The sequence below is a fragment of the Fulvivirga sp. genome (assembly GCF_040218215.1).
GTDB lineage: Bacteria > Bacteroidota > Bacteroidia > Cytophagales > Cyclobacteriaceae > Fulvivirga.
Genome location: NZ_JAVJQL010000013.1, coordinates 239,167 through 251,211, shown reverse-complemented (window position 1 = coordinate 251,211; position 12,045 = coordinate 239,167). Strand labels below are relative to the sequence as shown.

The window sequence follows — 12,045 nt, the reverse complement described above, 5'->3', positions numbered from 1 at the left end:
AGTCAAATACAGTATTATGAAAATATCATTCCTTAAATACCTCCTACTATTTATAGTTGTTATTGGCTGCAATGCCCCTGACAAGGCCACAACTGAGGTCAAGACTTCTCCAACATTCGAGCATGATCTACAAGAAGGCCCTACCCCATGGACAAGTACAGAATTTGAATTGGAAGAAGACGATTTCACCTTTGCCATTATTTCCGACCTTACGGGAGGTGAAAGACCCGGAATTTACAAGACAGCCGTTGCCCAGCTCAACAGACTTGACCCAACTTTTGTATTAAGCGTGGGTGACCTGATTGAAGGAGGAACCGAAGACCCACAGCAACTGGCAAAGGAATGGGATTCTTTTAATGCGCGAACGGAACATTTGAACATGCCGTTCTTTCATCTGGGTGGCAATCATGACCTGACCAATCCTGTGATGAGAAAAGTTTGGAGTGAGCGCTTTGGCCCCACATACTATCACTTTGTTTATGAGAATGTGCTGTTTCTAATGATGGACACTGAAAATTATGAAGAAGCCAGGTTGATTGAAGTGAATAAGGCCCGTGAAGAAGCTTACAAAGTTATCAGAGGAGAAAAAGAAGGTAATTATGCAGATACAGAATATGCCAACATGCAGGAGGCCAAGACCGGAGGCATAAGTGCAGCTCAGCATGACTATTTCAAAAAGGTACTGACCCAACACCCAGAGGTACGCTGGACGTTTGTATTGATGCACAAGCCAACATGGAAACTGGATGGCGATAAAGGTTTCGGGCCATTAGAGGCCCTCCTGTCAGATCGTAACCATACACTTATTAATGGTCATGTTCATTCTTTCTCGCACCGTAAGAGAAACGATATGGATTATATAACTCTCGGCACCACAGGTGGTTTCCAGGCTGAAGATGATTCAATGGCCTATGATCATTTTACATTAGTACGTATGGCTGAAAAACCCGTGATCACTCATCTAAAAATGAAAGGAATTTTGGATGAGACCGGGGCTGTGCCTGGTGGTAATTAAATTTTAGCATTGTCACCTTAAATCCTCCAATTGGTGGAGAGAGGTCTCCGATAAGCCCAACGTCACCTCGAATCCCTCTTAGGGTGAGAGGTCTCCTTATTTGCAATAATGAAGCATTAGGTCGCTTTTATCGATTAGGAGACTTCTCATTACGCTGCGCTGCATGTCGAAGTGACGTTACTATTTTAGTTTGTTATTATAAGGACGTGACAACCTCTTAGAATAAAACCTGAAAGGTTTGATATTCCGTGCGCAGATAAACCTATGAGGTTTGATGCAAGTTCCTCCCCGGATTCCTGTCTGCCGACAGGCAGGTATTCCGGGGCCTCTTATTAATAAAGCCATCATCTTAAATACAGAGATGCCAGAATAAATCTGGGAATATAATTTTATAGTTAGTCCAGGTACTCACGCACACCAGTCTCCCTCTAACTCTTCATTTATTACCTTAAGTGCCTAGCATGAGCTCTTATCATCATTTGTGACTATTTTGAATCTTTCGATTACTCCAATTAGGGGGATTAACTAAAACTAATAGATGTTTAAATTCATTCTATACATTTTATTAATCACTAAATGAAATAGAATTTTTACTTAACTATAAATTTTTAGACCATGAAAAAGATAATTGTGTTGGCGTTATGTCTTATAGTAAGTCTAATCGCAAATGCTCAAGAAAGTGAGTTTGTAGCCCATTCTAATGGATTAATTTATAGCGAAACAACAATGAGTAAACTAACTAGTATCGTTGACTCATTGAATCTTAAATACCTGTCTTGCGAATTAAACAAAACTTATTTAGGTAAAGCGCAAACTGTGGGTCATTCCATAAAACTAGAGCAGGGCAATATATCAGAAGTCATAATAGACCTTGAAAATAATATCAGTTATGAAAACTTTAAGGAGAAGTATGCAAAAGCCGAGATTATGGAAAATGTACTTGTTGTTAGATTTCAATATCAAAATTATAAGGGGAAAGATATTATAGAGTTTAGTGAGATCGATGTAGGAGATGGTTATGGAATGGAAATAAGCTTTGATAAACAACTTGATGATTACAAAGGAGATTTGAAATCACCATGGATATATCATCACATTAAAAAAACTGATTACTGGGAAGAATCTATTAATATATTTTATCTGCCAAATAAACTAGAAACAAAGCCTGTACCGGATAAGTATGCAAAAATGATAGGCTATGCCGACTGCTTGATAGATACCACTACAGCTAAATTCAAAAAGAACCTAAAACGTGGCTGGGTAGATCTACCACGTAACTGGGAGAAATTATCACTTAAAAAACAAAGTAAAATACTCGATGAAATGAGGTCTACTCAGGTTGTAGGTTCTTGCAGTCAAGACAGCAGACCCAGAATTCATGCTATTAATATTGCCATTTTAGCAGCATCAACTGCAAATTGGCAAGTGTTTTTAAAATCACATTTAGATATAATGAATGACCGGTTTGACAGAGCCTCTGATGGAAGTTATGCATGGGCACAACGTAAAACATATATTAAAGAATTAGAGGAGTTGAATATAAATGTTCTTGATTTAATTCTGGGTATTTCCTTGCGTACGGAAAACCCATCTGAACATCATTATTATGGTAATATCCGCAGAATTGGAAGAGCTTTGGCGGAAGCACAACATCGCGAAAATGTTGAAAGTGAGCTAATAGCAATGATTAGCAATGATGAATTGGATGACTACAATAGGATATTGGGATATTATGTATTTCTTAATTATTTCTACTCTACTGAAGATGAAAGCTTGAAAGAGGTTAATAAAGCTAAATTAAAAAATGCCATCTCTCACCTTCCAGGCTATATAAGTGACAAAATTGAGATTGATTGATAAGTTAACTTTTGTAATTGTGAGAACGAGTCCATGGTGAATGCCATATTTTCGATATAAACCTCATAGATTTAATTTTCAGTGTGCAGATAAACCTATGAGGCTTGACTTGTTGTTCTCTTGGTTAAATTTCAATTTAATTCAGTATTTTTATTACTATTACTTAGATTAATACAATATATTTAACACATATTTCGAATAGCAGGACTTTACTACATGCGAAATAGCAGGCATGCCCGCTATCCTGTTGTTGGCGGTAATTTGAGAAAACGAGACCATTCAATTGAAATGATAAACTTTGACAACATAAAAACTTATTCAACTGACTTTCCAAAGACTTGGAGTTTTTTGTGGTCGCCTGAAGAAGCCAGTCAAATACCGCAGGAACATAAAGACCAAATCTTCTTTCTAAATGATGAAGCAAGCAAGTTTGTTAGAAACTATATTGACAGCTCAAAAATGATATCAGGGCCATTATGGAAACCTTTTAATGAAAAATACTTTAAGACAATACAAGAATTTGAAGTGACGGAAAATTGTGAGAAGGAAATTAAAAAATGGCTTTACTCAAAACCTATTACGTTTGAAAAATTTGTATTTATTGATAGTGAAAGAAGTGGACAATCCGTAACACTAACCTGGAAGATGGTAATTAAGTATTGGGAAGGGCTTTTCTTTTCTGACGACTTGATAATATTTGACGAGACACTAAATTGGGGGCTTTTTTATTTTCACGAAGACAGGCTTTACTTTGGGTCGGATAAGATTTACGACAAAGAAGTTGAATATGAAAAAACTAGAGAACTTAACGAGTTGAAACAAAAATATTTCAATAAAGACAATTTGAGTTTTAGTAATGAAGACAAGAAAAAAGCGGTTAGAAACTTAAAGGAGAAATATAAGATTGACAGAATTGAATAAAAACTACCGCCAATCGAGTAGACGGCCGTGAGCCATAAGCCCACGGTGCGCCTCTCACATGCTTGCGCTAAAGCTTCAGCGTAGGCGCCACCACCCAGCGTACGGTTCTCGTACTGGGCGGTTCGTAAAGCATAGCATCATCGCTCTTTACACCGATGATACCTTTCCGCTACTTTTAAGTATAGGCTATCCGCCAGATGGCGGATTCCTATACGAATTTTCACTTCACAATACGTTCAGCCCTTCGTTACCTTGTAAGACTTCCCTGTCTTTCAGGGCTTGTTGCCAGTAACTAATATGGCCTCTGCTGACTTCTCCCTATGTACACGACATAGTGAGATCTCCCCAGGTAAGGGCATATTCCTTCCTCCGATTCCTGCGGCATCTACCTAATAGAGATTATTGGCTACGGGTGTCACAAAGATGTGCTTGCTTACCCTCTCTATCTGGCCTCCGTATGCCGTTCCTGTTCGTCAGTACCGGATTTTGTAGTCCCGCTTTCTTCACTGCATTCCTCGCGGAAAACCAGCTTGCGGCTTACCAACAGGCTTCACCAACTTGCCTGTAAGGGACTTGCACCCTCTGGAATAATATGGTATCTTAAATACCAGATGCCCATACTGGGCACACACACCCAATTCCTTACCCCAAATTCAAACTCCAAGGAATTGTCATTCCATAAAAAAACCTCCCCCGAGTTAACGAGGGAGGTAAAAGCTAAAAAAAGTTGACAGGGCAGCACCGGCCAAAAAATTACAACCAACAACCACTACGAATTGGAAAGTAAGCCGGTTTTAATGCTGCGATGTCAAATTGTGGATCTAGTCCACATTATCATGCAAGAACTTGTTGTTGCCTAAGATCTGATTATCATCATTTAAATTATACTTACTTACATGTGGCTCGCTTGAGTGCGGTACATTCTGAAGCCTTACATCTTTGCGCAAAAATGCAGGCACATCCAGTTTGTCCTTAAATTCATTGGCACTCATCTCAGCTTTGTTCAGCCCTTTAAGCTTGTTAATGCGCTCCTCAGCCTGCATTCTTAACCGCTCTTTGGTGCTGTTCACTTCCATCATACCATCATCATTGATATGCTGATCGCTATCGTCTTCATCAACAATCTCAAACTCATCTTCAAGCTCGGCAAACAAGCCGTCTTCACCATCCATTTCGTCTTCTTCTATCCTGCTTTCAGGTCGGCCAAAAGCATAGCGTGGTGCCTCCTCTGCAGGCTCCTGCTTATCTTCCACCTCTCTTGAGGTAATATCCTTTTGGTTGAAGTCGTTAACCGTTTTGTCAGTATGAAAAAGATCTATCTGCTGTGGGGCTTCCAGATCATATACCCTGCGGCCATTATCTTCTGCCTTTTTAGGCTCGTCTTTAGTATATAGGTTATTGCTCTGCACCTTATCAAAACCAGTGGCAATAACAGTAACCCTGATGCTTTCTTCCAGATTAGGATCAACACCGTGGCCGAAAATCACTTCAGCTTCATCACCTGCCTGCTCCTGGATGTATTCTGTAATTTCAGTAAGCTCATCCATTTGCAGCTCTGCCTGGTCGCCAGAAATAATTGAAAGCAATATTTTCTGAGCTCCATTGATGTCTCGGTTATCCAATAATGGTGAAGCCAATGCCATTTCAGCAGCCCTGCGCGCCCTGTTTTCACCTTTGGTTTCTGCAGAACCCATAACCGCTGCACCAGCGTTATACATTACTGTTTTAACATCCTGAAAATCGACATTTACATATCCAGCTACAGTAATAATCTCAGCAATGCCTTTGGCAGCTGTAGTCAACACATTGTCGGCCTGAGCAAACGCATTACCAATAGAGAGGTTACCATGGATCTCTCTCAGCTTGTCGTTTAATATTACCAACACTGTATCGCAGCTTTCTTTCAGTGCATCAATACCTGCTTGGGCTTGAGCTATCTTCTTTTTACCTTCAAAAGAGAAAGGCGAAGTAACAATCCCTACGGTAAGGATGTCCATCTCACGGGCTATTTTAGCAATAACCGGAGCGGCTCCTGTACCAGTACCTCCACCCATTCCGGCAGTGATAAATACCATTTTCGTATCTGTGCCCAACAGGTCCCTAATATCTTCTTTACTTTCTAAAGCGGCATTTTTTCCTACTTCAGGATTGGCACCTGCGCCAAGACCTTCAGTAAGGTTTACCCCTATCTGTATTTTAGCGGGTATAGCGCTAGACTTTAAAGCTTGTGAATCTGTGTTACACACAACAAATTCCACATCTTTAATACCCTGATTGTACATGAAGTTTACAGCGTTGCTTCCGCCTCCACCCACACCAATCACTTTTATGATCGATTTATGATGTTTCGGAATCTCGAATTTATATCCATTGTCATCCATAATATTATTATTTAGTGGTTTGCATTAGTTGACTAATAATCTTTGCCCCCATCGAGGTCATCGATTAACAGTCCTTTGGTTTTGTTAAGTATTGATCTGAAAAAGTCTCCACCTCCGGATTCTTTTTTCTTTGCGGTAAGTTTACCGCCACCTTGCGCTGCCTTGTATCGGTCTTCCCTGTTATCTATGGCCCTGAACCCTGATAACACTAAGCCAACTGAGGTAGCATACATGGGGCTCTTAACACTGTCAACCTTGCTTTTACCAAGATGCTCGTTAGGATAACCGATTCTGGCATCCATGCCAGTCATATATTCTACCAATTGCTTCAGGCTGTTCAACTGAGAACCACCACCTGTGACCACAATGCCACCTGCCAGTCTGTTCTCAAATCCTGAAGTAATAATTTCTGTATGCGCCAGTTCGATAATCTCTTCCATTCTCGCCTCTATAATGTTGGCAAGGTTTCTTACTGAGATTTCTTTTGGTGCCCTGTTTCTAATACCCGGTATAGACACAATCTCGTTAGGGCTAGCCTCTTCTCCAATCGCCTTGCCGAATTTGGTTTTTAGCAATTCAGCCTGATGCTGCATTACCATACAACCCTGCTTAATGTCAGAGGTGATGATGTTACCACCGAATGGTATTACAGCAGTATGTCTGATGATATTGTCATGGAAAATGGCGATATCTGTTGTACCACCCCCAATATCGATAAGACAAATACCGGCTTCTTTCTCCTCGTCACTAAGTACCGCGATGCTCGATGCCAAAGGCTCAAGAATCAGGTTCTCAATTTCAAGGCCTGCTCTACGCACGCATTTGTTAATGTTGTTGATAGCATTAGTCTGTGCTGTGATAACGTGGAAGTCAGCTTCCAGCTTAACACCGCTCATCCCTACAGGATCTTTGATACCATCTTCATAATCCACAGTGTAGTCTTGTGGCATTACGTGTATGATCTGGCTCCCGGGAGGTATCACAATGCGATACATGTCATTGGTAAGCCTGTTAATGTCTTCAATAGTAATTTCGTCATCATTGGAAGATCGGGTGATGCTTCCATGATGGATAGAGCTTTTAATATGCTGGCCTGCGATACCAACATTGACCACCCTGATATCTATACCAGATTGATCTTCAGCCTCCCGCACTGCTTTTTCGATAGCGTTTACCGTTTTGTCAATGTTAGTGACAATGCCGCGGATTACTCCGTCAGATTCGGCTTTGCCCATTCCCAAAACTTCAAGTTTGCCAAACTCGTTTTTCCTCCCCACAATTGCGCAAATTTTTGTGGTTCCGATATCGAGTCCGACTACAATTTTGTCATTTTCCATGGTTGTAAATTTATTTTTAGTGGTTGTTTCTATTCTTAGTCATTTAGTCATTAGTCGTAAGTACTTTCCACTTACTACTCGCGACTAGAGACTTACTACTCTGCGATTATCTGATCTTTATATTCCAAATTCACGCGTTCATAAGTATTCCAGCCCTTTTGAGGAAGTATCTGCTTATAGAAAACTTTTAGTTTCTTAAACTTCGCTTCCAGATCATCTGGCTGTCCAAATTCTACAATCTGCTTTGTCACCTGTGGGTAGATCAAAACATTCATTTTCTTGTCAATATCTATTTGTGCTATCTGAGCTTTCCAGAACTTGTCACCATCGATAAACTTCAATAGCTCATATATTTTTTTACCCTCTTCTGTAGCGGTCAAATCGCTTTTTACCAACTCTTTCATAAAGCTCCCGCTAAGGATGATTGTTCTGGAAGTATACTTTCTGGATGGCGGTAAAATCACACCGTCTGTAGAGATATAACCTCTGGGCACTGAAGGCTCAACAATCCTGGCAAATGGCCTTCTTAGCTTGGCATTCACCAAAATATTGCCTTTCAAATCCCTATAGATTTCAGCTTTTTGCAAGAACTTCTGGGTTCTTACTCTTTCTTCAATGGTTTTGAGGTTGATCTCTTCGAAGTCCTTTCCAATGATAATGTCATCACCATCATCAGTCATTAAAGCGATAATGTCATTTTCATCGATAAAGAAATTGTCATACTGGTTGTCAAGCTTCACAACAATGTCCCGGCAGACTTCTGCTCCTTGTTTGCGTTCGGCAAAGCTGATAACTGACAGAAGCACGACTGCTGCCGCTATTATTTTTACTCCTTTACCGATCCTGATTTTTTTAAGCATGGTATTTTTCGGTTAAAAGGTTTTCAATAGGTTTTACTAGTTTGTCAATGTCTCCTGCACCAATAGTGGCCACTACCTCTAGCTCATAGTCATAAAGAACATCGAGCAAATCTTCTTTACTGCACTTTGACTTCTCGGTATTAATGTCTTTAAAGACAATGTCAGAAGTTACTCCCGGAATCGGCTCCTCCCTGGCAGGATAGATATCCAAAAGGATAACCTCATCGGCCAGGCTCAGACTTTCAGCAAATTCTGCGGCAAAATCCCTGGTGCGACTGTAAAGGTGCGGCTGGAAAATAGCCGTCACTTTTTTGTTTGGATACAACGCCTTCAATGATTTCAAGAAGGCCTCTATCTCTACAGGATGATGCGCGTAGTCATCAACAAATACTACTTTTTCAGACCTGATAATAAACTCAAACCTGCGTTTTACGCCTTTGTAGCTTTCGATACCTGTTCGTATCTGCTCTACAGTAAGGCCCAATTCCAATGCTACGGCTATAGCCACAGTAGCATTTTCAACATTATGAAAACCGGGGACGCCTAGCTTAAGCTTATTAATGCTGTTGATCTCGTCAGTGTAGTTGAATTCAAAAAAACCATTACCCATGGTTATATTGCTGGCAAAAAATTGCCCCCGGTTTAATCCATATGTGTTCACCGATTTGGTAAAATCTGTGGACACTAAATCTTTTGTTATTTTCTCGTTGATAAAGAGTTTGCCAGTGCTCTTTATCTTATCAATAAATGCCTTGAAAGAATGCTCCAAATGTGCTTTGTCTCCATAAATGTCCAGATGATCTGCATCAGCAGAAGTGATCACGGCCAAATCTGGATTAAGCGTTAAGAAAGAGCGGTCGAACTCATCAGCTTCTACAACAGCCACAGTATTTGGCGTAAGTGCTTCATTGGCTATGAAGTTCGAGTTGTAATTAGTAGCAATACCTCCTAAAAATGCCGCAATATCACGACCTGCGTGTTTCAGCAAGTGTGCTATCATGGAAGAGGTGGTAGTCTTACCGTGAGTACCAGCTACCGCTACTAATTTGAAATTATCTGAAATGACGCCAAGCACCTCTGAGCGCTTAAGCATCTTATAATTATTATCCTTAAAGAAATTGAGCTGCTTATGTGCTTTTGGGATAGCAGGTGTTATGATGATCAAAGTGTTATCAATATCTGATTTCACACTGTCACTGATAAAGCTCATATCATCTTCAAAATGAATGTCAATACCTTCTTTTATCAACTGGTCTGTCAGCTCAGTTGGGGTACGATCGTAGCCTGAAACAGCAAAACCATTGAGGTTAAACCATCTTGCCAAAGCACTCATGCCTATCCCTCCGATGCCTAGAAAATGGACGTTATGATATTGCTTCAAATTCATTTGATCATGTCCATTAATTCATTCACAATTTCTACAGCGGCATTTGGTTTGGCCAATGTTTTTATATTCATGGAAAGCACCTGCTGACGCTCTTCGTCCTTCAGGAGCTGTATCACTTCAGCGACCAAATTATCTTTGGCCCTATCATCTTTTACCATTATGGCTGCATCAATAGCTGTTAAGGCAGCGGCATTTTTTGTTTGATGATCCTCTGCCACATTGGGCGAAGGCACCAAGACTACTGGTTTGCCTACAATGCACAATTCTGAAATAGACAATGCACCCGCTCTGGATATTACTACATCTGCAGCAGCATAAGCCAGATCCATTTCCTTGATAAACTGCACAATCCTTATGTTGGTAAGGTCATAAACCTTTGCCCTGGCTTTAATGTCTTCGAAATAGAATTTTCCGGTCTGCCAGATCACCTGATAGCCATTCTTAACTACCTTATCCAACTCTCCTAGCACACTGTTATTAATTGTACGGGCACCAAGGCTTCCGCCCAACACTAATATTGTCTTCTTACTGGGATCTAGTTTAAAATGCTCAACACCCTCATTTCTTTTGGCACTAATGTCCAAAATATCCTTTCTTACAGGATTACCCGTCATGCTTATGCTGGCAGCCGGAAAGTATTTATCCATACCATCATAAGCCACACAAATGCGCTTGGCCTTCTTACCAAATTTCTTGTTTGTTAAACCAGCATAGCTGTTTTGTTCCTGAATTAAGGAAGGCACTTTTAACGAGTTGGCAGCAAACATCATTGGCCCACTTGCATAGCCGCCAAAGCCCAATACTGCATCCGGACGATAACTTTTTACAATGCGTTTAGCCACAAGGAAACTGTAAATCACCTTGATAGGAAACATCACATTATCAAGTGTCATTCTGCGTTGCAGTCCACTAATCCATAGCCCTACAATCTTGAAGCCTGCTTCAGGCACTTTGGTCATTTCCATTTTGCCTTTGGCTCCTACAAAAATGATTCGGGCATCTTCATACCGGCTCCTGATCTCATTGGCTACTGCCAATGCAGGATAGATGTGACCTCCGGTTCCCCCGCCACTAATTATGAATCGATATGGTTTTGTATTACTCAATTATGCTGCTTTAGCAATATTTCTTATTTCTCCTCCGGCACTCTCCCAGCTAGAGTCCGTCTCTCCACGGCTCACACTGATGATAATACCTATTGACAATCCTGTAAATAATAATGATGTACCCCCCATACTGATCAATGGAAGTGGTAATCCGGTAATTGGCCCCAAGCCTACAACTACACCCATGTTTACCATGGCCTGAAGCACAATGGCAAAACTCAGCCCTGCCGACAACAGCCCTCCAAAGGCGCGCTCACTATTAGTCACTGCCTTCATACCCCGTGATAGTAAAATCAGATAAAGTAGAAGCACCACTACGCCACCTACCATTCCGTACTCTTCAATAATGATGGCATACACAAAATCTGAATATGGATGAGGGAGGATATTTCTTTGCTGGCTTTGTCCTGGGCCTTTTCCAAAAACACCTCCGGTAGCAACAGCAATACGTGCATGCTTGGCTTGGAATGGCAGTTCATCGCCATTGATAAAACTCTCGATCCTGCTCTTGGCAGTCTCACCTCTAACCCCAAATGTAAGAGCGGCACCTCCAGCTAAAATCCCGACAAAAACTAGCATCGCCAGATATTTAATTGGCACCCTACCTATAAACATTATCAGCATGCATGTTAAGAATAGCAGAATAGCTGACGATAAGTTTGTCAATGCTATCAATCCACATATTACTCCACACCAGATCAGGATAGGAATCAATGATTCTTTAAAGTCCGCAATGTTTTGCTGGCGCTTTGAAAGCATACTCGCCAAACTGGTGATCAGTGCTAAACTTGCTAAATCTGACGGCTGGAATGATGCGTTGATTACAGGTAACTGAATCCAACGGGAAGCATCGTTAAGGCTTACTCCATTTGTAAATGTGTATATCAATAATGGTACACTTAACCATAAAGCAAAGCGCGACAGTTTTGAATAATATCTATAATCCACCTTATGGGCAACCCACATGGCCAAGACACCAAGCCCTACAAGCAAAGTATGCTTGATTAAGTAAGACTCTGGGTTGACCATTCTTTTGAATGCCAGTGTACCCGTTGCGCTATAAACCACTAATATACTTATTAGCGAAAGCGCAAAGATCACTGCCCAGATTACCGGATCACCTTTTAAGTTTTCATCTACCCAAGCTTTTACTCTATTCATTGTTCTAAAGCTTTAGATTC

Annotated in this window: 9 protein-coding genes; 3 read left to right on the top strand and 6 right to left on the bottom strand. The window is 40.8% G+C overall.

The genetic code is table 11. The features are described from left to right. The first annotated feature begins 16 nt into the window (after positions 1-16). The 3 genes from RIB54_RS08255 to RIB54_RS08245 all read left to right on the top strand — a co-directional run bounded on the left by RIB54_RS08255 (position 17) and on the right by RIB54_RS08245 (position 3,793). Positions 17-1,015: a metallophosphoesterase family protein gene (locus RIB54_RS08255; RefSeq protein ID WP_350100433.1), complete on the top strand. Its 999-nt coding sequence runs from the start codon at positions 17-19 to the stop codon at positions 1,013-1,015. Between the two features lie 615 nt (positions 1,016-1,630). Next, positions 1,631-2,872, top strand: a complete 1,242-nt coding sequence (locus RIB54_RS08250; protein WP_350100432.1) for a hypothetical protein — start codon at positions 1,631-1,633, stop codon at positions 2,870-2,872. Positions 2,873-3,088: 216 nt separating this feature from the next. Beyond that, complete coding sequence (locus RIB54_RS08245; RefSeq protein ID WP_350100430.1) at positions 3,089-3,793, top strand: hypothetical protein; 705 nt, start codon at positions 3,089-3,091, stop codon at positions 3,791-3,793. Between the two features lie 821 nt (positions 3,794-4,614). Here the strand turns inward: RIB54_RS08245 and ftsZ are convergent. The 6 genes from ftsZ to RIB54_RS08215 all read right to left on the bottom strand — a co-directional run bounded on the left by ftsZ (position 4,615) and on the right by RIB54_RS08215 (position 12,025). Then, a complete protein-coding gene (gene ftsZ, locus RIB54_RS08240) occupies positions 4,615-6,174 on the bottom strand; it encodes a cell division protein FtsZ (protein WP_350100428.1) in 1,560 nt (519 codons plus the stop codon). A gap of 32 nt (positions 6,175-6,206) precedes the next feature. Beyond that, complete coding sequence (gene ftsA, locus RIB54_RS08235; protein ID WP_350066379.1) at positions 6,207-7,511, bottom strand: cell division protein FtsA; 1,305 nt, start codon at positions 7,509-7,511, stop codon at positions 6,207-6,209. Between the two features lie 95 nt (positions 7,512-7,606). After that, the gene (locus RIB54_RS08230) at positions 7,607-8,371 is read right to left on the bottom strand and encodes a cell division protein FtsQ/DivIB (RefSeq protein ID WP_350100426.1); all 765 of its coding nucleotides are present in this window, start codon (positions 8,369-8,371) and stop codon (positions 7,607-7,609) included. Further along, entirely contained in the window at positions 8,364-9,758 is a 1,395-nt protein-coding gene (gene murC, locus RIB54_RS08225; RefSeq protein ID WP_350100424.1) for a UDP-N-acetylmuramate--L-alanine ligase, read from the bottom strand. The genes RIB54_RS08230 and murC overlap by 8 nt, the downstream gene beginning before the upstream one ends. After that, the gene (gene murG / locus RIB54_RS08220; RefSeq protein WP_350066385.1) at positions 9,755-10,864 is read right to left on the bottom strand and encodes an undecaprenyldiphospho-muramoylpentapeptide beta-N-acetylglucosaminyltransferase; all 1,110 of its coding nucleotides are present in this window, start codon (positions 10,862-10,864) and stop codon (positions 9,755-9,757) included. Before murG ends, murC begins: the two co-directional genes overlap by 4 nt. Further along, positions 10,865-12,025, bottom strand: coding sequence for an FtsW/RodA/SpoVE family cell cycle protein (locus RIB54_RS08215; protein ID WP_350100422.1), 1,161 nt, complete (start codon positions 12,023-12,025; stop codon positions 10,865-10,867). It lies immediately after the preceding gene. Positions 12,026-12,045: the final 20 nt, after the last annotated feature.